Annotated in this window: 22 protein-coding genes and 1 pseudogene; 14 read left to right on the forward strand and 9 right to left on the reverse strand. The window is 62.3% G+C overall.

Going from position 1 to position 26,959, the window contains the following annotated elements:
* Positions 1-39: 39 nt before the first annotated feature.
* The 7 genes and pseudogenes from AC1Z3V_RS07565 to AC1Z3V_RS07595 all read left to right on the forward strand — a co-directional run bounded on the left by AC1Z3V_RS07565 (position 40) and on the right by AC1Z3V_RS07595 (position 8,623).
* Positions 40-1,815, forward strand: a complete 1,776-nt coding sequence (locus AC1Z3V_RS07565; protein WP_483498152.1) for an amino acid ABC transporter permease/ATP-binding protein — start codon at positions 40-42, stop codon at positions 1,813-1,815.
* A 71-nt stretch (positions 1,816-1,886) separates the two neighbouring features.
* Positions 1,887-2,831: an ABC transporter substrate-binding protein gene (locus AC1Z3V_RS07570; protein WP_483498153.1), complete on the forward strand. Its 945-nt coding sequence runs from the start codon at positions 1,887-1,889 to the stop codon at positions 2,829-2,831.
* A 68-nt stretch (positions 2,832-2,899) separates the two neighbouring features.
* Positions 2,900-3,835: an ABC transporter substrate-binding protein gene (locus AC1Z3V_RS07575; protein WP_483498154.1), complete on the forward strand. Its 936-nt coding sequence runs from the start codon at positions 2,900-2,902 to the stop codon at positions 3,833-3,835.
* A 10-nt stretch (positions 3,836-3,845) separates the two neighbouring features.
* The gene (locus AC1Z3V_RS07580; protein WP_483498155.1) at positions 3,846-4,877 is read left to right on the forward strand and encodes an LLM class flavin-dependent oxidoreductase; all 1,032 of its coding nucleotides are present in this window, start codon (positions 3,846-3,848) and stop codon (positions 4,875-4,877) included.
* A 51-nt stretch (positions 4,878-4,928) separates the two neighbouring features.
* Positions 4,929-5,524: pseudogene (locus AC1Z3V_RS07585) on the forward strand (DsbA family protein).
* Positions 5,525-5,564: 40 nt separating this feature from the next.
* Positions 5,565-6,755, forward strand: a complete 1,191-nt coding sequence (locus tag AC1Z3V_RS07590) for a cystathionine beta-lyase (RefSeq protein WP_483499592.1) — start codon at positions 5,565-5,567, stop codon at positions 6,753-6,755.
* Between the two features lie 473 nt (positions 6,756-7,228).
* The gene (locus tag AC1Z3V_RS07595) at positions 7,229-8,623 is read left to right on the forward strand and encodes a molybdopterin-dependent oxidoreductase (protein WP_483498156.1); all 1,395 of its coding nucleotides are present in this window, start codon (positions 7,229-7,231) and stop codon (positions 8,621-8,623) included.
* Positions 8,624-8,746: 123 nt separating this feature from the next.
* Here AC1Z3V_RS07595 and AC1Z3V_RS07600 read toward each other — a convergent pair whose 3' ends face one another.
* From AC1Z3V_RS07600 to AC1Z3V_RS07630, 7 genes are read right to left on the reverse strand one after another with little or no spacing between them, the layout of a single operon-like run.
* Positions 8,747-10,048: an NtaA/DmoA family FMN-dependent monooxygenase gene (locus AC1Z3V_RS07600; RefSeq protein ID WP_483498157.1), complete on the reverse strand. Its 1,302-nt coding sequence runs from the start codon at positions 10,046-10,048 to the stop codon at positions 8,747-8,749.
* Between the two features lie 15 nt (positions 10,049-10,063).
* Positions 10,064-10,714, reverse strand: coding sequence for an NAD(P)-dependent oxidoreductase (locus AC1Z3V_RS07605; protein ID WP_483498158.1), 651 nt, complete (start codon positions 10,712-10,714; stop codon positions 10,064-10,066).
* A gap of 18 nt (positions 10,715-10,732) precedes the next feature.
* Complete coding sequence (locus tag AC1Z3V_RS07610) at positions 10,733-11,983, reverse strand: FAD-dependent oxidoreductase (RefSeq protein ID WP_483498159.1); 1,251 nt, start codon at positions 11,981-11,983, stop codon at positions 10,733-10,735.
* Complete coding sequence (locus tag AC1Z3V_RS07615) at positions 11,980-12,858, reverse strand: NmrA family NAD(P)-binding protein (protein ID WP_483498160.1); 879 nt, start codon at positions 12,856-12,858, stop codon at positions 11,980-11,982. The genes AC1Z3V_RS07610 and AC1Z3V_RS07615 overlap by 4 nt, the downstream gene beginning before the upstream one ends.
* A complete protein-coding gene (locus AC1Z3V_RS07620; protein ID WP_483498161.1) occupies positions 12,855-13,889 on the reverse strand; it encodes an ABC transporter substrate-binding protein in 1,035 nt (344 codons plus the stop codon). The genes AC1Z3V_RS07615 and AC1Z3V_RS07620 overlap by 4 nt, the downstream gene beginning before the upstream one ends.
* A 10-nt stretch (positions 13,890-13,899) precedes the next feature.
* Positions 13,900-15,132: an acyl-CoA dehydrogenase family protein gene (locus AC1Z3V_RS07625; protein ID WP_483498162.1), complete on the reverse strand. Its 1,233-nt coding sequence runs from the start codon at positions 15,130-15,132 to the stop codon at positions 13,900-13,902.
* Positions 15,133-15,145: 13 nt separating this feature from the next.
* A complete protein-coding gene (locus AC1Z3V_RS07630) occupies positions 15,146-16,186 on the reverse strand; it encodes an ABC transporter substrate-binding protein (protein WP_483498163.1) in 1,041 nt (346 codons plus the stop codon).
* A gap of 296 nt (positions 16,187-16,482) precedes the next feature.
* On the opposite strand from AC1Z3V_RS07630, the gene AC1Z3V_RS07635 reads away from it, so the two are divergent.
* From AC1Z3V_RS07635 to AC1Z3V_RS07655, 5 genes are read left to right on the forward strand one after another with little or no spacing between them, the layout of a single operon-like run.
* Positions 16,483-17,469 carry an ABC transporter permease gene (locus AC1Z3V_RS07635; protein ID WP_483498164.1) on the forward strand — a complete coding sequence of 329 codons (987 nt, stop codon included), beginning with the start codon at positions 16,483-16,485 and terminating at the stop codon, positions 17,467-17,469.
* Positions 17,469-18,467 carry an ABC transporter permease gene (locus AC1Z3V_RS07640; protein WP_483498165.1) on the forward strand — a complete coding sequence of 333 codons (999 nt, stop codon included), beginning with the start codon at positions 17,469-17,471 and terminating at the stop codon, positions 18,465-18,467. The genes AC1Z3V_RS07635 and AC1Z3V_RS07640 overlap by 1 nt, the downstream gene beginning before the upstream one ends.
* Positions 18,468-18,469: 2 nt before the next feature.
* Positions 18,470-19,468 (forward strand): ABC transporter ATP-binding protein, encoded by a 999-nt coding sequence (locus tag AC1Z3V_RS07645; RefSeq protein WP_483498166.1) that lies wholly within the window; start codon positions 18,470-18,472, stop codon positions 19,466-19,468.
* Positions 19,446-20,390 carry an ABC transporter ATP-binding protein gene (locus AC1Z3V_RS07650; RefSeq protein WP_483498167.1) on the forward strand — a complete coding sequence of 315 codons (945 nt, stop codon included), beginning with the start codon at positions 19,446-19,448 and terminating at the stop codon, positions 20,388-20,390. The genes AC1Z3V_RS07645 and AC1Z3V_RS07650 overlap by 23 nt, the downstream gene beginning before the upstream one ends.
* Before the next feature lie 13 nt (positions 20,391-20,403).
* Positions 20,404-21,465 (forward strand): aldo/keto reductase, encoded by a 1,062-nt coding sequence (locus AC1Z3V_RS07655; protein WP_483498168.1) that lies wholly within the window; start codon positions 20,404-20,406, stop codon positions 21,463-21,465.
* Between the two features lie 90 nt (positions 21,466-21,555).
* On the opposite strand, the gene AC1Z3V_RS07660 is transcribed toward AC1Z3V_RS07655, so the two are convergent.
* Together AC1Z3V_RS07660 and AC1Z3V_RS07665 are read right to left on the reverse strand one after the other, a co-directional pair.
* Positions 21,556-22,509, reverse strand: a complete 954-nt coding sequence (locus tag AC1Z3V_RS07660) for an amidohydrolase family protein (protein ID WP_483498169.1) — start codon at positions 22,507-22,509, stop codon at positions 21,556-21,558.
* Positions 22,506-23,606, reverse strand: a complete 1,101-nt coding sequence (locus AC1Z3V_RS07665) for an LLM class flavin-dependent oxidoreductase (protein ID WP_483498170.1) — start codon at positions 23,604-23,606, stop codon at positions 22,506-22,508. Before AC1Z3V_RS07665 ends, AC1Z3V_RS07660 begins: the two co-directional genes overlap by 4 nt.
* Positions 23,607-23,950: 344 nt before the next feature.
* Here AC1Z3V_RS07665 and AC1Z3V_RS07670 point away from each other — a divergent pair, with 344 nt between their 5' ends.
* Positions 23,951-25,582: an ABC transporter substrate-binding protein gene (locus AC1Z3V_RS07670; protein ID WP_483498171.1), complete on the forward strand. Its 1,632-nt coding sequence runs from the start codon at positions 23,951-23,953 to the stop codon at positions 25,580-25,582.
* A gap of 88 nt (positions 25,583-25,670) precedes the next feature.
* On the forward strand, positions 25,671-26,894 hold the full coding sequence (locus AC1Z3V_RS07675; RefSeq protein ID WP_483498172.1) for an acyl-CoA dehydrogenase family protein: 1,224 nt from the start codon (positions 25,671-25,673) through the stop codon (positions 26,892-26,894).
* Positions 26,895-26,959: the final 65 nt, after the last annotated feature.

Raw genomic sequence — 26,959 nt, forward strand, 5'->3', positions numbered from 1 at the left:
CGAGCACCGCCGCAACAGACATCAGCAGAGGATTCCTCCATGGCAGTTCTGACCGATCTCGCCGGCGTGTCCGGCGCCAGTCGCAGCAGCGAGCCGACCCCCGGCCACGCCCATTACCGTATCGTGCCGGCGCGTCATCCGGGGCGTGCGCTCGGGACGCTCTTTGCGGCTCTCGTCATCGCCGGCGCGCTCTATTCGGTGTTGACCAATCCGCGCTGGGGCTGGCCGGTCTTTGCGGAATGGTTCTTCGCCGAACCGGTCCTGGCAGGCCTTGGACGAACGCTTCTGCTGACGGCGCTGGCAACCGTTTCCGGCTCGCTTCTCGGAACCGCGCTGGCGCTCGCCCGTGTATCGAGGTCGCCGCTGCTGTCAGGTCTTTCCTTCGGTTACATCTGGCTTCTTCGTTCGATCCCGCTGATCGTGCTTCTGCTCGTGCTCAACAATCTCGGCTATCTCTATGAGACAATCAGCATCGGCGTGCCTTTTACCGACGCCGTGTGGTTCAACTACCCAACGACGCAGCTTCTGACACCCTTCGCCGCGGCTTTCCTCGGGCTCACCCTCAACCAGGCGGCCTTTTTCGCCGAGATCGTGCGCGGCGGTATTCTCGCTGTCGACCAAGGACAGCATGAGGCGGCAGCCGCGCTCGGCCTGCCTCGCCACCGCCAGGCGTTCCGCATCGTGCTTCCGCAGGCCATGCGCTCGATCCTGCCCACCGGCTTTAACGAAATCATCGGTCTCGCGAAGAGCACGTCGATGGTCTACGTGCTGGCGCTGCCTGAGCTCTTCTATACGGTCCAAGTCATCTACCGCCGCAATCTCGAGGTCATCCCGCTGCTGATGGTCGCGACCGTTTGGTATCTGGTGATCATGACCGGACTATCGATCGCCCAGCACTACATCGAGCGCCATTTTTCAAAAGGGGCCGTCCGCAATCCGGTACCCCTGCCGTTCCAGGCGCTGATCGCGCGCTTCCGCCGGCCGTTGCCCGAGGTTGCAGTTCCGAGTGCTCCCGCGGTCAAAACCGGCTTTCGCGATGCGCAGGCCTTCCGTTCCGGCGGTGCCGTGCATGTCCATGGCATTTCCAAGAGCTTCGGGTCGCTGAAGGTCCTGGACGGCGTCGAGCTGAATCTAAAACCAGGCAGCGTCACCGCCATCCTCGGCCCGTCGGGTTCGGGCAAATCGACCCTGCTGCGAACGATCAATCATCTCGAACGCGTCGATGACGGCTTCATCTCGATCGACGATGAACTCGTCGGTTATCGCCAGAAGGGCGACACGCTCTACGAACTCAAGGAAAAGGATATCCTGAAGCGGCGAGCCGATATCGGCATGGTGTTCCAGAACTTCAATCTTTTCCCGCATTTGACCGTGCTCGAGAACCTGATCGAGGCGCCGCTATACGTGCGCGGCCTCGGGCGGGACGAGGCGATCCGCACTGCCCAGGAACTGCTCGCCCGCATCGGCCTGAGCGACAAGATCAATGCCTATCCGCGCCAGCTCTCGGGCGGACAGCAACAGCGCGTCGCGATCGCCCGTGCCTTGGCGCTCCGACCGAAGGTGCTGCTCTTCGACGAGCCGACCTCGGCGCTCGATCCCGAGCTCGTCGGCGAAGTTCTGGATGTGATCAAGGAGCTGGCGCGCACCGGCACGACGCTGGTGATCGTGACCCATGAGGTCGGCTTTGCCCGCGAGGTTGCCGACACTGTGATCTTCATGGAGGCGGGCCGGGTGCTGGAGGTAGGTCCGCCGGCCGAGATCTTCACCCATGCAAAGCACCCGCGCACCCGCGAGTTTCTGGCGCGCGTTCTCTGAAAGAACCTGGCAGACCTTCCTGATAGGCGAGGGCTGCCGACAACGGCAACCAAAGATTGAAGGAGCGAAATATGAGAATGCTTGACACCGCAAAGTTGTTGTTCGCTGGCGCCGTCACCGCTGCGACGCTCGCCATCGCCACGGCCAATGCTGAGGAAAAGTTCGACCTCAGCCCCGATACCTCCAACCGCATCCGCGCCGAGAAGAACGAGGCGGCAGTTAAGGCGATCGGGTCCGACTTCAAATTTGTCAACCCGGGCAAGTTCACCGTTGCCGTCAGCCCGTGGGATCCGCCGATTGCCACTTACGCATCGGACTCCAAGACCGTCGTCGGCGCGGATCCGGATATCGCCTCGCTGCTTGCCGATAGTTTCGGTCTTGAACTCGAACTCGTGCCTGTCGCCTGGGCTGATTGGCCGCTCGGCGTCAGCTCGGGCAAATACGACGCTGTCATCAGCAACGTCACCGTGACCGAGGAGCGCAAGGAGAAGTTCGATTTCTCCACCTACCGCAAGGACGTACTCGGCTTCTTCGTCAAGTCCGACAGCAAGATCAATGCGATCAAGGAGCCCAAGGACGTCGCCGGGCTGAAGGTAATCACCGGAGCCGGCACCAATCAGGAAAAGATCATCCTCGAATGGGACCGGCAGAATGTGGCGGCCGGCCTGAAGCCAATCGAGGTGCAGTACTACGACGACCGCGCGACCAGCGATCTCGCCTTGCAGTCGGGCCGCGCCGATGTCGAGTTCAATCCCAATGCGACGAGGGCCTATGCCGCCTCGATCAAGAACGACACGAAAGTCGTCGGGATCGTCAGTGGCGGCTGGCCGCTGACTGCGGAAATCGCGGTCACGACGCGCAAAGGGGCGGGGCTCGCCGATGCCGTCACCATCGCGCTCAACGATCTGATCAAGAACGGCAAATATGGCGAGGTTCTGAAGCGCTGGAGCCTCGGCGCGGAGGCGGTGGATGCTGCACAGACCAACCCGCCCGGCCTGCCGAAGAGCGGCTCGTGACCTGACCGCCGCGGACCGGCGCGATCGCCGCCGGTCCCAGCCCTGCATGCCACCTGGAGACAACCCGCATGATCGCCTCAACCGCCCTTCGCAGCCTTCTGGCCGCCGCCGCTGCAACTCTTCTGCATTTTGGCCCGGCGCGTGCTGACGCCGGCTTCGATCTCAGCCCCGAACAGCCGGGGCAGGTACACGCCGCCCGCAACGAGGCGGCCATCGCCGCCATTCCCGCCGACTTCAAGTTTGTCACCCCCGGCAAGCTGACCGTTGCCGTGAGCCCGGGCGGCCCTCCGCTTGCGACCTATGCCACCGATGCTAGAACCGTCGTCGGCGCCGACCCGGAATATGCCGGCACGATCGCCAACAGCCTGGGCCTCGAGCTCGAACTCGTGCCCGTCGCCTGGATCGACTGGCCGCTTGGACTGACCTCCGGCAAGTACGACGCGGTCATCTCGAATGTCGGCGTCACCGAGCAGCGCAAGGAGAAATTCGACTTTTCCACCTACCGCCAGGGGCTGCATGGCTTCTTCGTCAAATCCGACAGCAGCATCACTTCGATCAAGGAGCCGAAGGATGCGGCGGGCCTGAGGATCATTGTCGGGGCCGGCACCAATCAGGAGCGCATCCTGCTCAAATGGAGCGACGAGAATGTCGCTGCCGGTCTAAAGCCGTTGGAGCTGCAATATTACGACGACGAGGCGACAAGCCTCGTGGCGCTTGCCTCGGGACGCGCCGACGTCATCGTTCAGCCGCATGCGCAGCTCGTCTTCATCGCCGCCCGAGACCGCAACATCAAGCGTGTCGGGACCTTGAGCGCCGGCTGGCCGGAGCGTTCGGATGTGGCGATCACCACACGCAAGGGCAGCGGGCTCGCCAACGCGCTGACGATCGCCACCAACGGTCTGATTGCCGACGGCACCTATGGCAAGGTTCTGCAACGCTGGCACCTCCAAGAGGAGGCGTTGCCGAAGTCCGAGACCAATCCGCCTGGCCTGCCGAAATTCTAGGGAGCGCCCCGTGACCCAGAACAAGATATCGATTGCCCATATCGGCTTCCTGAGCCCGGGCAACTATCCCGCGGACGATCCGCTGGACGGGCTCGAAAACACGCTTTCGCTCCTGCAGTACGGGGAGGCGCTGGGTTTTGCCAGTGCCTGGGTGCGCCAGAGACATTTGGAGCCCGGCATATCGTCGGCCGCAGCGTTTCTCGCCGCGGCGACCCAGCGGACAAACCGTATCGAGCTCGGCACGGCGGTCATTCCGATCGGCTACGAGAGCCCTTATCGACTCGCGGAGGATCTCTCGACGGTTGATGTGCTTTCGCGAGGCCGTCTCAACATCGGCCTCAGCGCCGGACGTCCGCTACATGCCGACCTGATCGGCCATCTCGTCTTCGACGATGGCTGGGAAAGTTTCGACTTTACCCACGCGCGTGTCCTGCGCTTTGTCGAAAATCTGCGCAGCCAGCCGATCGGGGACGAAGACACGTTCATCAAGACGCCGTTCGGCCCGCAACGTCCCCGGCTGCAGCCGCATGCCAAGGGGCTGACGGACCGGATCTGGTACGGCGGCGGCTCGCTGAAGTCCGCAGGATGGGCTGGCCGCAGCGGCCTCAATCTCCTGATCGGCAATGTGACGACCGGGGAGGGGACCGACGATTTCTTCGTCGCGCAACGGCGCCAGCTCGAGACCTATCGCGCAGCCGGCGGCGAGGACAGAAGAGTGGCTTTGGGCCGGGTGATTGTTCCGCTCGACGGCGCGGATGCGAAAACGCGCCGGCGCTATCTCGACTACGCGGCCGGGCGCACCGAGCGGACGCTGACGCCGCAGGGGGAACGACGAACGCTTTATGCCCGTGACCTCGTCGGAACTTCGGACGAGATGCTCGAACGCTTGTTTGCCGACCCGATCCTGCCGCATGTCCGCGAACTCAGGCTCGAGCTCCCCTACGAATTCGAGGACGATGACTACCGGCAGATCGTCCATGACTTCGTGGCCCGCATCGCGCCGGAACTCGGCTGGTCGCCGGCCGGGCAAAAGGCGGCCTAAAAAACGAGGGGTGCATCCGGTGCGGAACGCTTGCCAGACAGGAACATGGAAATGACAAAGACGATCGATTACTTCTTCTCCATCGGCTCGCCATGGTCTCATATCGGCTTCGACACGCTGTTCGAGCTCGCCGCCCGCCATGGCGCGGAGATCAGGCCGTATCTGGCCACCGTCATCGAGGAGAACGGCGGGATTTTCTCGCGAAATCGGCCGGATGTCCGCCGAGCCTATGGGGCACGCGACCTCGCGCGGTGGGCGCGGACGCGCGGCAAGCCGTTGCGGCTCGAAGGGCGGAGCGGACTTGCCGACCCGACACCTGCATCGCTGATCGTGATCGCGGCCCTAATCGACGGCCAGGATTGGATCGGTCTTACCAGCGCGCTGCAGCATGCCTTCTGGGCCGAGGCCAGGACATCGGCAATCCGGATGTGCGCGAGGCGATTGCGCAGGCTGCGGGTCTTGACGGCGCGGCCCTCGTTCGGCGCGAAGCGGATGAAGACGTCAAAGCAAAATGGGCTGATGACCGCAATCATGCTGTTGCAAGCGGCGTGTTCGGCTTCCCGACCTATCGCTATGACGGTGAACTCTATTGGGGACAGGACAATCTGCCCTTCCTGGAGCGCCATCTGGGTGGCGATCGGCCATAGCTTCGCAATCGATCCTCCATCCTTCAAAGAGCATGCGATCATGAATGACAAAGCAAACGTCACCGTCGCGCCGGGTCCGCAGACACAGCTGATCAAGGCCGGCTACGATCCGAACAGCCCGCGCGGTTTCATCAATCCTCCTGTCGTTCACGGATCAACCGTGCTCTTCCCGGATGCGTGGACAATGGAAACGCACGGACAGAAATATACCTACGGGACGCGCGGAACGCCGACCACCGATGCGCTCTGTGAGGCAATGAATGAATTGGAGGGGGCAGCCGGCACGATCCTTGTGCCCTCAGGGCTTGCGGCCGTCACGGTGCCACTGCTTGCTTATCTCGCTCCCGGCGACCATGCGCTGATTGTCGATTCCGTCTATGGCAATGTCCGCCAGTTCTGCGACGTCATGCTGGCGCGCCTTGGCATCGAAGTGGATTATTACGACCCCTCGCTTGGGGCGGAAATCGAGACCCTCTTCAAGCCGAATACGCGGCTCGTGCACACCGAGGCGCCTGGTTCCAATACCTTCGAAATGCAGGATATTCCCGCCATCGCCGCGGTTTCCCACCGTCGTGCAGCAATCGTCATGATGGACAACACCTGGGCGACACCGCTTTATTTCAGGCCGCTTGACTTTGGCGTTGATGTTTCCATCCAGGCTTCCACCAAGTATGCGGCCGGTCACGCCGATCTCCTGTTCGGAACAGTGTCGGCAAACCATGAACATTGGCCGCGGTTGAAGGAGGTGAACGGGTTGCTCGGTCTTTGTGCTGCACCCGATGATGCCTACCAGGTACTGCGTGGCCTGCGAACACTTGGAATTCGCTTAGAGCGCCATCAGAAAAGCGCGCTTGAGATCGCGACATGGCTCGAAGGACGCGATGACGTCGCCCGCGTTCTTCACCCCGCATTGCCGAGTTTTCCGGGCCACGACATCTGGAAGCGTGATTTCAAGGGCGCGAGTGGTGTCTTTTCCTTTGTCCTTCGCGCCGAGCGTGAGGATCGGTTCAAAGCGAAAGCACAAGCCTTTTTGGATGCCTTATCGATATTCGGCTTGGGTTATTCCTGGGGCGGATTTGCTTCGCTCGCGCTTCATGTCAATCTTGACGAGCGCAAGGTGACGCCCGCGCCGACTGACGGGCCGGTCCTGCGCCTGCAAATCGGGTTGGAAGATGTCGACGATCTCAAGGCGGATCTGGAGCGGGCCTTTTCGGCCGCTCGCGCGGTCTAGGCGGTTTGCGAGCGCAGGCCTGCCATCTTTCTCGGTGGGGTGATCCCCGGCTGACCGATAGGCGCCGCAGGGGGCAATCGAGGCGATCCGCCAGATTAGTGATCGGCGACCGTAAAGAGATGGGGGGGGGCCTGTCTCGATGGATATTCTGCGGCTATCGCAGCTTCCAAAGGATTTACAATCGCGACGCGCGAGACCACACCCTTTGAGGCGGCAGTGTCCCCGTCGCTATAGACTCCCCATGCGTCGGGTCTTGGGTTCAATTGGCTCAAGGCGGGGAAAAAAGCGGATCTTCAGCCTCGCAACATCAATCGCAAACCTATTCCTGGCCGGCTGACAAGGCATGTTCCATCCAAAATTCCGGCTTTTAATCTGGCCGGGAGGCGACGCGGTTCTATCTGATCATGCAGGTGCTGAAGTGGCCGAAGGACCAAGATCAGCCAGTTGGACGCGACCCCAGCAGGGAGTTTTGGATGCCTCTGTTCATTGTGCACCATCGGCACTCACCCGAGACCTGTCCCGCGCGCAATCCGGCCACGGGCGTGATGCTGTTGAACCATTTGAGCCGGCCGAGCGCTGCCCGCCACGGTGTGCTGATCAAGGGAGAAGCCGTCGCACAGGACGCACATTCACTGTTCTTCATTGCCGAGGCAGCGGATGAGACCGTGCTTCAGGCTTTTCTGTCGCCCCTCCGCCAAGCCGGCGAGGTCGAGGTGACGGCAGCGATGACCTGCGCCGCGATGGTTTCGAGCGGCGGCTGTGATGGGCGCCCGGTGAACGTTTCTGCAGAGGCGCTCAATCCCGCCGACGCATGCCAGGATGCCATCGAGGCTGGCCTTCTCATTCACAGCGTTAATCCGTTGAATGGCGAAACTTCGGTGCCGGACCTTGCGGGCGGTGCCGTGATGCCGAACGGTCGGTTTTACTTGCGGAACCACTTCGGTATTCCGAACCTTGGCGGTGACAGCTACCGGCTGTCGATCAGCGGGATGGTGGAAAGGCCACTGAGCCTGTGCATGAGGGAACTTCACAACCTTCACGCAGAGAGCCGCGTGGTGACGCTGGAATGTGCCGGCAACGGCCGCAGTCTGTTCGATCCGGTCGTGCCTGGCGAAGCCTGGGGATTGGGCGCCGTCAGCACCGCCGAGTGGACCGGGGTTCGCCTGATGGAAGTGCTTGAGCGCGCGGGCCTGCGACCTGGGGCGAAGGAACTCACCTTCCGCGGCGCCGACAACGGGGTCGTCGAGGGGCACGGCGCGCCGGTTCGTTTCGAACGTGGCTTGAGCTTGAACCAGATTAGGGAAACAGATCCGCTTCTTGCCTACGAGATGAACGGCGAGCCACTGTCACCACCTCATGGCTATCCATTGCGGCTGATCGTGCCTGGCTGGTATGCGGTGGCGTCCGTCAAGTGGCTGACCGAGATCATCGTTACCGACAAGCCCTGCCAGGCGTACTTTCAAGCGGAGAAATACTGGTACCATTGGGTGCATAATGGGCATGACGAACGCGCGCCGGTGAAGCTGATGAATGTACGAGCGCTGGTATCTTCACCTGATGAGGGAGAGAACCTGCCGCGCGGCGAGACCGCGATCCGGGGCGTCGCATGGTCGGGCGCTGGGAGCATAGCCCGGGTCGATGTAAGCCTGAACGACGGACCGTGGTGCGAGGCACGGCTCGTTGGCGAACGACGACGGGCTGCCTGGCAATGGTGGGAGTTGATCACGCGACTTGAGGAGACGGGGCCACTCACCGTGCGGGCGCGCGCCACCGACACGGCGGGCCGGACACAACCCGAGCACGCTGCGTGGAACCGGCTGGGCTACGGCAACAACTCGATCCATTCGGTAACAGCACAGGTAATCTGAAGCGGGAAAGCAGGCGTTTCAAACCGGCGTCGCTGCATGTGCGGTGAAACGGCTGTGAGGGCCAGATTTCGCAATCGGAAGACAAGCCGCTTGCCCTCGGACGCCGGTCGACACGAGCTATCTTCAATCTGCTGGAAACGGCAATCCGTAACGTTCGCGGACGGTGCGCTCCTCGTAACGGCTGCGATAAACGCCGCGGTCCTGAAGGATCGGCACAACTTTTTTCACGAATTCCTCAATATCGTCCGGTGCTCGTGGCGGCTGAAGCGTGTAGCCGTCGACTGTACCGTCTTCCCATAAATCGATGAGCGCATCAGCTACCTCTTCCGCGGTCCCGAGCAGGAGCCGATGATGACCCTCGGAGCGGCGTACCACCTGCCTTGCCGTGAGCTTTTCATGCGTCAGAAGATCGGAAAGCCCCAAACCCATGCCGACTGCCTGCAGACGGTTGGGATCCGGGATGAAGCGTTCGGCGTCGAGCACTGCATCCGGATCGAAACCATCCGGATCGATGCTGTTCTCCTTGACGAACCGCGCGATCAGACCGTCTTCCGAGCCGGCGCCGCTGAAGAGCTCGTGCTTGCGCAACGCTTCTTCTTTCGTCGCGCCGAGGATCACCACCACCCCGGGCACGATCCGGATGCCCTTGGGGTCGCGGCCAAGGGCTGCGGCGCGATCCCGGACCCTCTTGCCGAAGGCCTGGCCGGCGGGGCGGGAGAGGATGTTGCAATAGATGATCTCGCCGTGGCGGGCGGCAAGCTCGATACCGCCCTCGGAAGCGCCTGCCTGCGCGATGACCGGATGACCCTGCGGGCCGCGGGGAACATTCAGCGGTCCTTTGACCGTGAAATGATCGCCTTGGTGGTCGATCGCATGCGCGCTCTCTGCATCCCAGAAACGTTCGTCGGGCACGGGACCTTCCCGGGCCGGATCCCAGCTTGCCCAGAGCTTCTTGGCAACATCGAGAAATTCGGAGGCCTTCGCGTAGCGCTCGTTGCGCGGCGGCAGCGGCGCTGAGCCGAAATTGGCCGCCACGTTCGGGTTGAAGGAAGAGACGATGTTGATGATCAGCCGGCCGCCGGAAACGATGTCCGTCGACTGGGTGCGGCGGGCGAGATTATAGGGCGAATTGTAGGTCGACGACATCGTGGCCACAAAGCCGATGTCAGGCACCTGTGCCGCAAGCGCCGTACAGAGGATCAGCGGGTCGATGGTATGGAATGGCCGGCTGTTCGGGTCGATCATCAATGCCGGATGATCGGAAAAGAACACGGCGTCGAACAGACCTTTGTGGGCGAGTTCTGTCAGATGTCTGTAGTATTGCGGATCATAGATGTCGTGGCGGTTGCCGCTGCGATACTTCCAGGCGGCCGGCAGATAGCCGGTGGTATTGATGCCGACATTCAGGTTGAGCGTGCGGGGCATGCGAATGAAGGTCCTTCAGTAGGCCGCGGTGAAACGACGGCGGACGAACTGTCCCTTGTCGAGTTCATCGAGAATAGCGATGGCGAAATCCGCTTCGGAAATCCGGCTTTCGCCCGCTTCGTCGCGCAACAACGCATCTTCGCCGAGCCTGAAGCGGCCGGTCCGCTCGCCGGATTTGATGGAGAGAGGCGGGGAGACATAGGTCCAATCAAGGTCGTGCTCGCCGCGTTGCAAGCTGCGCAGGATTTCGCGATTGCGCAGCGTGTGAGCCTTATGATCGGCGGGATAAAAGTCGCTGTCGACGACGTCCACGCCGGGGCTCGCCTCGAGGCTGCCGACCCCGCCGACGATGATGATGCGGCGGACGCCCGCGCGCTTGACGCCTTCGAAAAGGGAGGCATGTGCTTTCTCGATGAGAACTGCGGCATTCTCCGCCGAATGATGACGAAGACCGGGACTATAGGCGCTGATGACCGCATCATGGCCGGCGGCGATCTTTGCCACGTCGTCCGGATTGGCGATATCCGCCTTTAGCGCGGTGAGACGTTCGGCAGGCTCCAGGTTTGAAGAGTGCGTCACGGCTGTGACGCGGTGATTTCGCGAAAGAGCTTCCTTGCGGATGTTGCTGCCGATGTTGCCGGAAGCACCGAATACGACGATGGACATGATCGATTTTCCTGAGGACTAGAGGGCAGGTATCGCTTTGAGCGGTCGATTGGCGCCGACATTGCGCTGCATGGCGGAAAGCGAGGACCGCACGGCTTCGTAGCCGTGTTCGCGCATGGCGTTTTCGTAGTCGTTCACGGCCGCAAGCAGCGGCTTGCCATGGTGCCTTGCGGCGACGATTTCGCGAGCGAGCAATCCAGAATCGTAGAGGGCGGTGTTGCCGCCAAGCGCGCGGAAATAAGTCATCGCGTGGATGGCGTCGCCGAGCAGCGTAACCGGACCGCTTTGCCAGACTGCCCCGGGTGTGGAGCTCTTGACCTTGAGAAAGGCGACAGTCGACGGATCGCTGTGGCGAATGAGCTTCAGAATGCGCTCGTCCCAGTGGCCGATGTGCTGAAGGAGCGTTTCGAGCAGGGCCGCACCACTGAGCGATTCCAGCATGTCGTCCGGCCCGAGCTCGTCCGTGTCATAGGCCGTGTTCCACCAAGTGTAGCTGGTCGAGTTGTTAAAGTGGAAGCCGGGGATGTTGCGGTGGCCCGGGTCATCTGCACTGAGAAAGTCGTATCGGGCATATGCGGATGGATCGACGCGGTGGCTGGTGATCATCAGGCCGCGGCCGTCGCGTGGGCGGATATGGGTGTTGAACTCGGTGAGAAGTGGCGAGACGTCATGGCGCGCCGCCGCGTCGAGCGTGATCTTGCCGGCCAAGCGGCGTACGCCCGTGTCGATGCTCTTGAGGTCTGGCAGCAGCTGGCGTCGGACCGTCGACCCCGCCCCGTCAGCGCCTACCAGCAGATTGGCGCGCAAGGCCGAGCCGTCGGAGAAATGCGCGACAACCGTGTTGTCCGGCAGCGCCTCGTAGCGCTCGAACCGTTTGCCAGTATGAAATATGCCATCAAGCCCGGACAAAAGGATCTGCCGCAGCGTGATGCGGCTGACCGACTTCTCGATATGGGTATCCTCGGGTTCGCGGGGTGCCTGCCCGGCATCGTCGAGACGGTTGAACTCCTCATCGAGGATCAGGTTCTCGGTTGGAGCAAGCCCAAGTGTGTCGAGGAACGCCTGATAGAGATGCGGCGGCAGATTGGCCCGAAGCGCATCGATCCCGCGCTGGCGGATACGCATGCGGAAACCCTGCACATAGTCCGACCGGACCGGGTCGCGCTCGAAGACGGCGGCGTCAATGCCGTTCTTCTTTAGGCCCTGCGCCAGGGCGAGGCCGCCCGGCCCTCCACCGATGATGGCGACGTCGACGAAGGGCATGGTCATGGCTGATACTCGGGGACTGCAGCCGCCGAGGCGAGCTGTTCTGAAATGAAGGCGGCGACGGCACGCGGCGGACGGCCAAGCAGAGCCGCAACGACATCGGTTGTCGTTGCGGCGCGGCCGGCCGCGATCAACCTTACGAACTGCGCGACGGCGCGGTGCTCGAAATCGCCATCTCCGGGAACTGTCTGGGGCGGCTTTTCGAGTGCTGCAACCGGCCTTTTTAACGCGGCCGCCAACAGAGTGGCGATCTGCCGGAACGAGACGACGTCCGGACCAGTGAGGTTGAGCGTGCGGCCGCGGACGCGGTCGGCAAGCAGTTGATGCACGGCGACATCGGCAATGTCGCGCGCGTCGATATAGCCTATGCCGGCGTCGAGGTTGGCTGCGATGACCTGACCGTTCGCGATTGCCTGCCTGATGGTGTTGGCGAGTGACACCTGCATCCAGGCGTTGGGACGGAGCGAAACAGTCTCTGCCGGCAGCCCGCCAAGGTGGCGCTCGACGGCAGCGTGCGCTGCGCCGGAGATCGAAATTCCTGGTGGTTCGATCGTCCAATCGGAGCCTGAAATCTTGACGATGCGGGCAACGTTCGCGGCGACCGCCGCCTCCGCGACGGCGATCTGATCGGTAACAAGCCTGGCACTGATCGGGGAGAGCAGCAGAAGCCGTCCAATCCCGTGAACGGCTTCGTCGATGGCCGCGCGGTCGCCGAAGTCACCGGCGGCGATCTGTACGGTTTCTTTGAAGAGGACACGTGCCGCTTCAGGGCGTCGAGTGAGGACGCGAACCGGTTGCCCGAGGGAGACCAGCCGTTCGACGATGAGCCGTCCGAGTTTGCCGGTGGCGCCGGTAACGAGGATCGGTCGAGCGCTCATGCTGCCGGCCGCCGTAACGCCGCCGCCAGCGGCCGGTTGTCGATCCAGGCAAAGACGTCGAAATCTCCGGGAATGAATCCCCAATCGAGGAGGAAGTGCTTGAAGTGGTCGAAGGCGGCAATCTGGTCGTCGTCCAAGGTCAGCCTCAGGTGGCGGTTAACATCGGTGCCGTTTGCCGCCCAGATCGCATCCTCGCCGACGCCGATCTCGTTGGCGATGAACCGAACAGCCGTATCCGGGTTCGACGCCGCCCAATCGCCGACGCTGGCAACCGTCGCGACGAGATCGACGACGAGATCGAAATGCTCGTCAAGGAAGCGGGCGTCGACCGTCAGCGGTCTCGGCGTACCGTTGTTGATGCGGATCTTTGCATTCGGATGGAAGCCGAATTCCGATACAACCACGGCGCCGATCTGGTTGGCGAGCACGACGCCCTCCGCTCCCTTGACGAAGAAGGCGTCGATCTTGCCCGAGGCCAGAGCCAGCAGTTCGTCGCCGTAGGGGTACCGGCGCTTCAGGCCCAGGAAGGCGGCATTGCCGCGTTCGATCAGATTGCCCTCATCAGTGTCGAGATAGACGAGGTCGACATCGCGGTGATCTAGCCCCTCGAGCGAAAGCGCCGAGACGATGCCTTTCAACGCGGTGGCCCGCTGGAAGTCGACGACGTCGGAATTAGGTTTGCGCGGCACGCCGACGCGGCGGCCTTTCAGGTCTCTTGCCACCGCGATGCCGGAACCTGGCAGCGCGATAATTGCCTGGAATTCATCCGTCGTGGTGATGCCGACGACGCGTGTCTCACGCCCGCTGGATCTTGCCCAGATTGGTGGAATGTTGCCCCCCTGCCTGAACGAAAAGTCCAGCGCATGAGTGAAGTGGCTCTGCCGGACCGACGGATTCTTGCTGTCGCGGATCGAGCGGACGGTAACGCCGCTGTTCTGAAATTGATTGTCGACCCAGCCGAGCTGATGGGCGATCGACAGCGGGGTCGGGGCGGGACAGCGCGTGTACCAGACGGAAGAGAGGGAAGACATCGCGAAACTCCTAGCTGCGGCCGACGACGGCGAGACGGGGTTGCTGGCGGGATCGAACGGGCACCGGCTCAAGCGCGACCGCAGGTGTCGCGGCATGCCGGCTGAAAGCGGCATTGGCGAGCATCGTCCGGATAAGGTTGTTCTGTGGCGCGTGCGCCTTGCCGGAGAGCGCGTCGCGGTGGTGGCGTTCCAGCGGATTGTCGCGGCTTATGCCGGGATTGCCGCCGAGTTCAAGGGCAAGGGTCGTCACGGTGATCGCATTGGCGATCACCGTGTGTTTGACCGCGGCGGCATCGGCGCCGAAGGGACGTCCGCTGTCGAAATCCTCAGCGATCGAGCGTAGGAGCCGGCTGTTGACCGTCAGCAAGACCTCGATCTCGCCCAGGCCATCCTGGATGCGGGGGACGGTGGAGAGCGGCGCACCAAGGCTTGCCGGTGCCCGCGAGGTGGTAAAGTCGATCAGCCAGTCGCGCGCGCCGCGGGCTGCACCGTCGTAAATCGCCGGCACGAGACTGAAGTACCAAGCGCCCATGCGCTCGTCGCGCTTCAGGCCCTCGCTCGCCGGCGCGATGTCGAGGACATCCTCCAGCGGGATCGCAACATCGTCGAGGATCAGGTCGTCGCTGTTGGTTGCCCGCATGCCCGTTGCATTCCACGTCTTTTCGATGCGAATGCCGTCGGCCGATGTCGGCACGAGGAACGAACCCAGTCGGGGCTCGGGTTCGTCGGTCACGGCAAGGACCGACACCCAGCGCAGCAGCGGAATGCCGGTGGCATAGGTCTTGTGGCCGGTGATGCGCCACTGATCGCCAACGCGTCGCGCAACGGTTTCCGGTAACGATCCATGGGACGGGGAACCGACGCGCGGTTCCACCTGCGCGGCATTGATCAGCGCAACACCCTCGCGATTGGCTCTGGTGACACGGTCGATCAAGTGCGGCGGCCATTTGCCTGAAGTTCGCACCGAATAGTGCTGATTGTAGTGCATCGAGAGGACGAGAGCAGTCGATGGTTCTCCGCGAGCAATCGCCGAGACCACTGCCAGCGCTTCCGTCAGTCCGCCACCAAGGCCGCCATGCTCGGTCGCCGTGACCAGGCCCAGCAGCCCCGCCTCGTGCAGCGCGTCGAAATTTGCAAAGGGGAATTCGCCGGTTTCATCGTAGTGGCGGGCGGTCAGGGCGAAGCGTTTGCCGAGCTCCTCGGCCTCGGCAATCGTCGCTTCGAAACGTGTAGGATCGGTCATCGGTCACTCTCGTTCAGGCGACAGCGCGGGCGTCGAGTTCCGCCCAGGGGCGTTGGTCGACCCATGTGTTGATGTCGAAGTTGCTTGCGAGGAATCCCCATTCATGCAGGAAGTCCTTGTAGTGGCCGATCGCCGCGACAAGCTCCGGTTCGAGGCCAATGCCGAGATGTTTGTGCAGATCGGGGCCGTTGGCCGCTGCCACGACCTCTTCCGACGCGCCCACCTCTCGGGCTACGAAGCGGCGCACCTCGTCCGGGTGCTCCTCGGCCCAGGCGCCGGCGTGCTTCAAAGTCGTGATCAGCTTGGCGACGAGATCGGGACGATCTTCCGCCAAACGCTCATCGACGGTGAGCACCCGGGGGGAGCCGGAATTGATGCGGATCTTTGGATCGGGGTCAAAGCCGAATTCCGCGACGGTGTGGGCCGCAAAGAGATTGGCGATGGCAATGCCAGGCGTGCCTTTGACATAAATCGCGTCCACGTCGCCGCGCAGCAGCGCGGCCACTTCCGGCCCGTAGGCCTGACGGTTTCTGAGGCCGTAGAGCTGCGGCCCCTCCCTGCTGTCGAGCACGCTCTCGGATAGCGGGATATCGACGATCTCGACATCGGAGGGCGTGAGGCCTTCGAGCGACAGAGCGGAAACGAGGCCCTTCAGCGCCGTGGCGGCCATGAAGTCGACGATACCAGGTGGTCGGCGCGCAATGCCGAAGCGCCGGCCGACGAGGTCGCGTGTCGTTTTGATCCCGGTGCCCGGCAGCGTGATGATTGCCTGAAACTCATCGGTCCAGGTGATGCCGACGAGCCGCGTCGGATTGCCTTCCGAGCGGGCGTGGATCGGCGGAACATTGCCGCCATGGCGAAACGAATAGTCGAGGTGGTGATCGAAGTGGCTGGACCGGACAGCGCGGTCCTTGCTGTCGATGATGGAGTTCAGCGTGATGCCCTCGGCTGCAAATGCCTTGTCGAGCAGGCCGAGCTGGGTGGCAAGCCCCACGGGTGTCGGGACAGGGCAGCGCGTGTACCAGATTTGAGAGATGGCATTTTTGCGGGTCACGGGGTTCTCCACTGTCTGTGCTGAGCTGTGCCGGAAAGCGTTTTCGCTCGAGTACGGCGGCGTAGTCTGTCGTTGCGCATTTTGCGGCTTTCGAAGGTGAAATTTGCGCAATGTGCGTAAACGGTAGCGAATTGTGAAATGCGATTCCCGCTATCTCGATTTCGCGGGGCGAAATTGCTAAAACAGATTTGACAAAGACTATGTAATTAGTCAACAATTAAAATCATCGGCGGCGAGAGATCGAGCCGAGGTGAAGGTTCGCTGTTGGCGGACAGCCAAACGGAGAGGCGACATCGATGCCGGCGCTGATCAGAATTGGGCGAACGCTCAGGCGAACGTTCTTGCAGGCGGTTCCGACCATCCTCGGAATTGTGATCCTTAATTTCTTTCTTTTGCAACTCGCCCCCGGCGATGCGGCTGATGTTTTGGCCGGCGAGGCGGGGTCGGCGACGGAAGAAAGTGTTGCAGCACTCAGAGCCCGCTTCGGCCTTGATAGTCCCGTACTCGAACAGTTGACGGTCTATCTCGGCAACCTCGCGCAGTTCAGCCTAGGGTTTTCGCCGCGCTATGGCATGCCGGTCGCTGATCTCATTGCCCAGCGCTTGCCCGGAACGCTGACGCTGATGGCGGTGGCGCTCGTCATTGCGATCCTGCTCGGAGTGGTCCTGGGATCGCTGATGGCAACCTTTGCCGGTCGGCTTCCCGACCGGCTGCTGTCGGTGTTCTCGCTGCTCTTCTACTCGATCCCGAGCTTCTGGATCGGCCTGATGCTGATCGTGCTTTTCTCTGTCAAGTTCGGCTGGCTGCCAAGCGGCGGTGCGGCGACGATCGGCTCGCAGCTGAAAGGATTCCCGGCGCTCTTCGACAAGGCGCGCTACATGGTGCTGCCGGCAACGTCGCTTGCGCTGTTCTACGTAGCGATCTATGCGCGGCTGACACGCGCCGCCATGCTCGAGGTCAAGAACCAGGATTTCGTCCGCACCGCCTATGCCAAGGGTTTGACGCCGTTTGGCGTGACCGTGCGGCACATCCTGCGCAACGCGCTGATCCCGATCACGACCATGGCCGGAATGCATATTGGCGGCATGCTCGGCGGCGCCGTTGTGGTGGAAACCGTCTACAGCTGGCCGGGCCTCGGAAGACTTGCCTTCGAGGCGGTCATGGGGCGGGATTTCACCGTGCTCCTCGGCATCCTGCTTCTGTCCTCTCTTCTCGTCATTGCTGCCAATGCCACAGTGGACCTCGTCCACGCCTGGCTCGATCCCCGAATTGGAGCGCGCTGATGTCCACCACCGATTTCGGAGCATTCCCAGCCGTCACGGGCGGCGCCTATGCTGCCCCCGCCACGACCGAGCAGGCAACTGCGCCGGAACGCCCGGCCTGGTCCAACGTAAAGGCGCCCGACGCGCGCTCCCAGCAGAGTGCTGCGGTCGCCATTACCAATGGGCGAAGGGCCCTGAAAGTCTTTCTCGCCAATCCCAATGCGCTGTTCGGGACGGCATTCCTTACGCTCGTGATCGCTATCGCCCTGCTGGCGCCCGTGTTTTACCCCGACGATCCCCTGTCGATGGTTGGGAAACCGTTCCTCTGGCCGGGGCAGGATCCCGCTTTCCCCCTCGGTACGGATTCGCTCGGCCGCGACGTGCTCGCCGGTATTCTGCACGGGGCACGCATCTCTCTGTTCGTCGGACTGATGGCGACGGCACTCGGTCTTACCTTCGGCGTCTTCGTCGGTGCGATTGCCGGCTACTTCGGCGGCTGGGTCGATGATCTCCTGGTCAGGCTCATCGAGATCTTCCAGACCCTGCCGAGCTTCGTGCTGCTCGTCGTTCTGGTCGCGATCGTCCAGCCATCGGCAATGACGGTGACACTTGCGATCGCCGTCATCTCCTGGCCGACGGTCGCGCGGCTGACCAGGGCCGAATTCAGAGCGATCCGGGAGAAAGATTTCGTCATGGCCGCCCGCAGCCTCGGCTTTGGCCATGGACGGATCATTTTTCGCGAGATCCTGCCGAACGCGTTGCCGCCGATCATCGTCACCTCATCGGTCATGGTCGCAACCGCGATCCTGATGGAATCGGCGCTCTCCTTCATGGGGCTCGGCGATCCAAATGTGGTGAGCTGGGGTTCGATGATCGGTACCGGCCGTGAACTGGTCAGAACAGCTTGGTACCTGACAGCGCTCCCGGGCCTGGCGATCGTCTTTACGGTGCTTGCGCTCAATCTCATCGGCGACGGGCTGAACGACGCCCTCAATCCTCGCTTCACGCAGGACCGTTGACGATGGCGCCGCTGCTTCAGGTCGCAAACCTCACCGTCGGCTTTCCGCGCGCCGAACCGGTCCGAAACCTTTCCTTTGAGGTTGGTGCGGGCGAGACGCTGGCGATCGTCGGAGAATCCGGGTCCGGCAAATCGCTGACGGCGCTCGCCCTGATGCAACTGCTACCGCGTGCAGCACAGGTGAGGAGCGGCCGCGTCATCTTCGACGACCGCGATTTGCTCACTCTTGACGCGCGCGAGATGCGGCAGCTGCGCGGACGCGACATCGCCATGATCTTTCAGGAGCCGATGACGAGCCTCAATCCGGTCATGTCGATCGGGCGGCAGATCGGCGAAGTGCTGAAGGTGCACGAGAAGCTGTCGGGCAGGGCGGCGCGCGAACGCGCGATCGAATTGTTGAAGCTCGTGCGTATTCCGGCTGCAGAAAAGCGGGTCGACGACTATCCGCACCAGCTTTCGGGCGGCATGCGCCAGCGGGTGATGATCGCCATGGCGGTTGCCTGCCGGCCGAAACTGCTGATTGCCGATGAGCCGACCACGGCGCTCGACGTGACAATCCAGGCGCAAGTGCTCGACTTGCTCGACAAGCTCAGGCGCGAACTGCAGATGGCGGTGGTGCTGATCACCCACGATCTCGGTGTCGTCGCGCAATGGGCCGACAAGGTCGTCGTCATGTACGCCGGCCGCAAAGTTGAACAGGCCTTGCCCGGCGATCTCTTTAACGATCCCCTGCATCCTTATACGCGCGGCCTGCTCTCGGCTTCGCCGCGCCTGAAGAACGATTTACACTATCTGAGCGGTCGCTTGACCGAGATCCCAGGATCGATCGTCTCAGCGGCGGGCGAGGCCGGGTGTCCCTTCAGACCGCGCTGTCGCCAGGCGCGCGCAAGTTGCGGTGATCAGGTGCCTCCGTTGATTGCGCGGACGCCGGACCGCCTCGTCGCCTGCCCGTTCACCTCGTCCATCAAGGCCGTTCCCGATGCCGCTTCTCTCAGCCTTTGATCTCAAGACCCATTATAAGACCCGCGACGGGCTGCTGCGCTCGGTCGATGGTGTCGATCTCGTGGTCGAGCCTGGCGAGACCGTTGGGCTTGTCGGCGAAAGCGGTTGCGGGAAGTCGACACTTGGCAAGACGCTGTTGCGCTTGGTCGACCCGACAAAGGGGCGGATTGAGTTCAAGGGCGAGGACATCACGGATCTCGATCAGAAGCGGCTTAGAAGCGTCCGCAAGTCGATCCAGATGATCTTCCAGGATCCGTTCGCCTCGCTCAATCCGCGACACACGATCGGAGAAATCCTCGAAGCGCCGCTGATTGTGCACAAGGTCGGCAACCGAGCGGAGCGCCGTCGTACCGTCGCCGGCATCATCGCCAAGGTGGGACTGCCTGCCGATGCCATCAATCGCTATCCGCACGAATTCTCAGGCGGGCAGCGGCAGAGGATCGGCATTGCCCGCGCGCTTCTGCTCAATCCGGATCTGATCGTCTGCGACGAGCCCGTTTCGGCGCTCGACCTGTCGATCCAGGCGCAGATCCTCAATCTCCTGGTCGAAATGAAGAAGGAGTTCGGTCTCTCCTATCTGTTCATAAGCCATGACCTGTCGGTGGTGCGCTATTTCTGCGACCGGGTTCTGGTCATGTATCTCGGCCGGATCGTGGAAAGTGCCGATAACGAGACGCTCTGGTCGGACCCGCGCCATCCTTACACGCGAGCCCTGATGGCAGCTGTGCCCGATCCGTCGCGGCCTAGGCGAGCGGCACCCCTTGGCGGCGATCTGCCAAGCCCAAGCAACATTCCGTCGGGCTGCCGGTTCCACACTCGCTGCCCACTGGCGACCGAGCTTTGCCGCGTCACCGAACCCGAATTCCGCACCATCAAACCGGGCCATCAGGTGGCCTGTCATGTCGCGGACCACATCAACTGAATGGAGAACTTGAATGGTTGAGTATCGCTATCTTGGGCGCAGCGCCCTCAAAGTCTCGCCGCTGACGCTCGGGTCGATGATGTTCGGCAACCAGACGCCGGACGACGTCGCCTTCCGCATCATCGACAAGGCGCGCGAACAAGGCATCAACTTCATCGACACGGCTGATGTCTACCACGACGGCAAGTCGGAGGAAGTGGTTGGGCGTGGCATCAAGGCGCATCGCGACCACTGGGTGGTGGCGACGAAGTTCGTCAATTCGCGCCAGAAGGGGCCGAACCTTGGCGGCTATTCGCGCAAGTGGGTGTACCAGACGGTCGAGAACTCGCTGCGCAACCTCGGCACGGACTATATCGATATCCTTTATTTCCACCGCGCCGTCTTCGACGCGCCGCTCGAAGAGCCGGTGAGGGCGATCGCCGACCTGATCAAGGCCGGAAAGCTGCGCTATTTCGGGGTTTCGAACTTCCGCGGATGGCGCATTGCGGAAGTCGCCCATCTCGCCGACCAGTTGGGGATTGACCGGCCGATTGCAAGCCAGCCGCTCTATAACATCGTCAACCGCACCGCCGAGGCAGAGCAATTACCGGCCGCTGCCGCCTATGGTCTGGGTGCCGTCTCCTACAGCCCGCTCGCCCGCGGCGTTCTGACGGGCAAGTACAATCCCGGCGAAGCGCCGGCTGCCGATACGCGCGCCGGGCGTGGCGACAAGCGCATGCATGACGTCGAGTTTCGCGATGAATCGATCGCGATCGCCAAGCAGATCGCCGCGCATGCCGAGGCCAAGGGCATCGCGGCAGCCGATTTCGCGCTTGCCTGGGTGCTCAACAACCGGCTGATCACCTCGACCATTGCGGGCCCGCGCACCGAAGAGCATTGGGATGGCTATATCCGCGCACTCGGAGTCAAGCTCGACGCTGAAGACGAGGCTTTGGTCGATCGCCTGGTTGCGCCGGGCCATCCGTCAACACCGGGCTTCACCGATCCGGGCCACCCGCTTGAGGGACGTGAACCGCGTTTCGGCGCCGCGGAGGCCGAGATCATTCCGCTTACCCGCTCACAGCGTGTCGCCTAATAGGTTCTGGTTGGGCATCGTTTGGCGGGTGCTATCCAGGTGCAAAGAGCCCCGGATCCAGGATCCGGGGCGGCTTGGTTTTGTCAGGTTTCACTCAGCCGCTATCGTTTGATCATGCCGCAGGCGGAGGAGGCGTCGGGCATTGCCGCCAGCAACGAGGCGCGCCTCCTCATCGTTCGACCCCGCCTGCTCCAAGTTCTGTCGCAACGCGTCTGCGTTCAGGACCCCAAGGATCGGCCAATCCGTACCCGCGAGGACGCGTTCCGCTCCGAAAAAGCCGGTCAATATGCGGACGATGTCGGGATCATACCCCATCGTATCGAAGTAGATGTTGGGCCGCCGCCTGGCTGTCCGCTCGCCACGACCGTAGATGCCGCCGCGTGCCGCCTGCACGATTGCGCCAAGTCCGAGCGTGGCAAAGACCAGATGCAGGTCCGGAAGGTCGTCGAGCAGAGAAGACTGGATGACCGACAGGAATGCGACGCCGTTCATCAGCCCGCGACCAAGTGAATTGCCGAGATTGCCCGCGCCTTTGATCAGGCCCTCGGCATTCGGATGGGCGACGGGATGCACGAAAACTGGCACCTTATGGCGCGCCGCGACTTCGAGCGTCGGGCGGACCGAGACATCGGCGATGAACTTGCCGTCGCGTGCAGAGTCGATCACCAGTCCTGAAAGGCCGAGCTCCACGATCGCACGTTCAGCTTCGCGGGCTGCTTCCTCACCGGCAAAGGCATCGATGGCGGCAAAACCGGCAAGCGTTGGGTATTCGCGCGAAAGCGCTGCCAGCCAGTCGTTGGCTTGCCGGACGGCGGCAAGAGGCACGCTCCCTTCCAACCCGAAGAGGCTTTCGATTGTGGCCGTGACCACGGCAAGCGACACACCATTGTGTTCAAGCTCATCGACGAGCGTCTGCGGGGTGGTGATCTTCCGGTGTATTTCCGGCGCGAAAGCAGCGGCTGGCTTTTCATATTTGCCACCGGGACGCCAGGCGGGCGGCCAGAGATGGGCGTGGATGTCGACGATATCGAGCGGCGCGGTCATTCGGCAGCAACCTTTCGTGCTTCGCGGTCAGCGATGCCGGCTTTGACCAGTGGTACGACTTCGCGTCCATAAGTGACGGTGTCCTCCGTCGGATGAAAGCCGCGAACCAGGAAGTTGGAAACGCCGGCATCGTAGTAATCGAGGATGGCGTCGGCGACCTGCTCAGGCGTGCCGACCAGCGCTGTGGAGTTTCCGCCGGCGCCGCTCGCTTCCGCGACTTCGGTCCACAGCCGCTTGTCGAGGACCTTGCCGCGGCTGGCGGCCTCCCGCAGGCGAACGGAACCGACATTCGACGGCAGCTTTTCGCCGTTGCCGCCGGTCGAGCGCGCAACCTGCGCCTTGACCTTATCGAGGATATCCGCCGCCTTTGCCCAGGCTGCGTCTTCGGTTTCCGCCACGACGGTGCGAAAGGCGAGGGTGAAGCGGATATCGTCGGCCGCACGGCCATTGGCGACCGCCGCGGCCCGTACCTTGCTGATGGTTTCCCGCGCGCCGTCGAGCGGCTCGCCCCAAAGCGCATAAATATCTGCATGTTTTCCGGCAACGGCGATCGCCGCGTCCGACGAACCGCCGAAGGAAATGGGGATCCGCGGCTTCTGGAACGGCTTCACCTGGCTGAAGGCGCCCTTGAACCTGTAGAAGTGTCCCTCGTGATCGAAGGGCTGGTCGCTCTCCCAAACCTTTTTCAGCACCTGCAGATACTCGTCGGTGCGGGCGTAGCGGGTATCGTGATCCTCGAAGTCGCCGTCGCGTGCCTGATCCGTGTCGGATCCACCGGTGATGATATGCACCCACAATCGGCCCTCGGAGAACTGGTCGAGTGTGGCAAGCTGGCGCGCGCCGAGCGTCGGCGCCATCAGGCCCGGCCGGTGGGCAAGCAGCGCCCCGATCCGTTCGGTCTGGCTGAAGACGTAAGCCGCGATCTGGTTGTTGTCGGGCCATTGGGCGAATTGGCCGATCAACAGACGATCGATGCCCGCCGCCTCCGCCGCCTGCACGTGATTGCGGATATAGGCCTTGTCGATGACCGGGCCCGAGGCGGGCACAATGTCTGACCCTTCCCTGTTGGACGTGTGGCCAATGAATTCAGGGCGCATGGAGAACTCCTTCAGAAAGCAGGCATGTGAAGTCATAATCTATTCAATTGATGTATTTTGTCGATTGCGTTTTGCCCGCGGATCTTGGGATGGATTGCCGCGCGCTCGTCCAAACGAGAACTTTTCCTCCATCGAGGCGGCACTGCCGCATCGTCACCTCTCCGTGTGAACATCAGGAACGCGGCATACGGAGCGCTCTGAGTAGCTTTTTTCAGAAAAGCCGCAGACTTTAGAAATGCACTATCTCGATAAAATTAGTGGATTTTATAAGGTTTGCCTAACAGCCCGTCCAGGTGCTGCAGAAATCGGCGTTGCCTGTGCTTCGCCTGCTTGGGGATACTCAGATGACATCAAGACAGACAGGGACTTTGAAACCGACGCGCCGCGCGTTCCTCCTCTCCTCCGTTGCGCTCGCGACCGCAATTGCCGTGCCAATACTGCCGACGCCCTCGTTGGCGGCAGACGAGCCGCCGCGCGGCGGCAGTGTCTCGATCAATATCGGCACTGAGCCGCCGGTTTTGGTGCTTATCGCCCATAGCGCCGGCGCCGCCTATTACATCAGCGGCAAGGCGACCGAGAGCCTGCTGACCTATGACAAGGATTTCAATCCCCAGCCGCTGCTCGCCACGGAGTGGACGGTGAGCGAAGACGGCCTGCGTTACTGGTTCAAGCTGCGTCAGGGCGTTCGTTGGCACGATGGCAAGGATTTCACCGCCGAGGATGTCGCCTTTTCAATCCTGGCTTTGAAGGAGAACCATCCGCGCGGCCGTGCGACCTTTGCCCACGTGGAAGAGGCAAACGTCCTCAATTCGCATGAAGTGGAGCTTATCCTTTCAAAGCCGGCGCCCTACCTTTTGACCGCCTTTGCCAGCTTCGAGGCGCCGATCGTTCCAAAACATCTCTACGAAGGAACGAAGATCGCGGAAAATCCGCACAACGTCGCGCCGGTTGGCACTGGCCCCTACAAGTTCGTCGAATGGGTCCGTGGCAGCCACGCGCTTTTCGTCCGCAACGAGGACTACTGGGGTTCGCCTAAGCCCTACCTCGACCAGCTCATCTTCCGCTTCATCATCGACCCGGCCGCAGCCGTTGCGGCGATCGAGACGGGCGAAGTGCAGGTCTCGACCGCCAATCTGCCGCTGACCGACATCGACCGGCTGAAGGCCAATCCGAACCTCGTCGTCGATACCGACCCAGCACCCTATTCGCCGAGCATTGCGCGCGCCGAGTTCAACCTCGAGAACAAGTATCTGGCCGACATCAAGGTCCGCCATGCGATTGCGCACGCGGTCGACAAGGACTTCATCGTCAATACCGTCTATCTCGGCTATGCGACGCGGCTCGACGGGCCTGTCAGTCCGGACCTTGCGAAGTTCTACGCGCCGGACCTCCCCAAATACGAGTTCGATCCGGCGAAGGCCGAAAAGCTTCTGGACGAGGCGGGCTATGCGCGCGGGGCCGATGGTTTTCGCTTCAAGCTGTTCATCGATCCCACCCAGCCGTCCGGTCCTCCCAAGCAGACCGCGGAATACATCGCACAGGCCCTTGCCAAGGTGGGCATCAAGGTGGAGCCGCGGACGCAGGACTTCGCGACCTTCGTCAAGCGCGTCTTCACCGACCGCGATTTCGATATCGCGATCGAAGGCATGAGCAACCTTTACGATCCGACCGTCGGCGTCCAGCGCCTCTATTGGTCGAAGAACTTCAAGCCGGGAGTGCCTTTCACCAACGGCTCCAAATATTCGAACCCTGAAGTCGACCGCCTGCTCGAGACGGCCGCAGTCGAGATCGACCCGAAGAAGCGGCTGGCACTCTTCAACGAGTTCCAGAAGCTGGTCGTTGAGGATCTACCGACGCTCGACATCGTGACCCCGGCCGTGATCACCGTCTACGACAAGCGGGTGAAGAACCTGAAACTGGGTGTCGAGCATCTCTGGAGCAACGGGGCAGACATCTATCTCGACGGGCAATCGTGAACGATCCCCACGACCTAGTCGTCGAAGGCGCAGTGCAGCCGGAGTGGAATCCGGCTGCACTCTCTTCTTCATCAGTTGGAGTTGACATGTGACGATAACCAAGGCGCTGACTGTTTCCCGTCCGACACGTGCGGAACTTCTCGCGCGCATTCCCGGCTTCGTATCCGAAGTCGCCAAGGGGGCGGCCGAACGCGATCTGACGCGCACGCTTCCCTTCGAAGCGTTCGAACTGTTTCGTGAGCTTGAACTTGGGACGCTGCGCATCCCGGTTGCGCTCGGCGGGCCAGGCGGTTCGGTTGCCGACTATATCGAAATGATCGCCGCAATCGGCGCTGCTGACTCCAACGTCGCACACGCGCTCCGGTCCCATTTCAACTATGTCGAAAACGTCATCCTCAGCGACCCGCGTGAGCGTGATGCAGGCGCAATCGAACTCATTCTCGCAGGAAAGCTGTTCGGCGGCGCCCATACCGAACAGGGCACCGCCCGCCCGGGGCAGGTGACGACGACGATCGTCAGGCATGGCGATACCTACAGGCTGAATGGCCGCAAGTGGTACGCCACAGGCACTGCCTTCGCCGACTTTGCGTCGTTCAGTGCGCTCGACGAGGAGGGCGAGGCGGTCGGCGTTCTCCTGCCGACCGATCGCCTAGGCATAACCATTCTCGACGATTGGGATGGCATGGGGCAGCGGCTGACCGCGAGTGGCGGCGTGATCCTCGACAATGTCGAAGTCTTTCCGCACGAGCTTACCCGCCGCGCGCTCGACAACGTTGTCGGTCGCCATTGCTCGACGTTGCGCCAGTTGCACCTGGCGGCAAGTGCGGCGGGCGCAGTGCGCAACGTCCTTTCCGATGGTCTTGCTTATGTCCGCAAGCAGGCGCGCTCCGCCGCCCACAGCAGCGCCGAGACGGCAAGCGACGATCCCTTCGTCCAGCACGTCATTGGCGAGATCGCTGCAAACTCCTTCGCCATCGATAAGGTGGTCGCCGCCGCCGCGGAGGCGCTGGACCGCACAGTCGCCGCGCTCGGCAGAGGAACGGACGTAGAGATTGAGGATGCCTTGATCGCCAGCGCGCTTTCGACGGCGCGGGCACAGCTCGTTCTTGGCCAGCTCGGATTGCGAAGCGCCGAGCGCATGTTCGAGTTGGGTGGCGGGTCGGCGACCTCCCGCAACAACAACTTCGATCGGCACTGGCGCAATATCCGCACCGTCCTTAACCATAACCCGCTCCTGCACAAGTCGCGTGTTCTAGGGGACTATCTGCTGACCGGCACGACCACCCATTTGAGGGAAGGGAAGGTGTTTTGAACATGCCCTCTCGCATTGCTGCGAGGATCTTTAACAGCCGAGCGTCGCCCCCAAATTGGGTTGGC

The organism is Ensifer sp. 38_S197, from assembly GCF_056924495.1.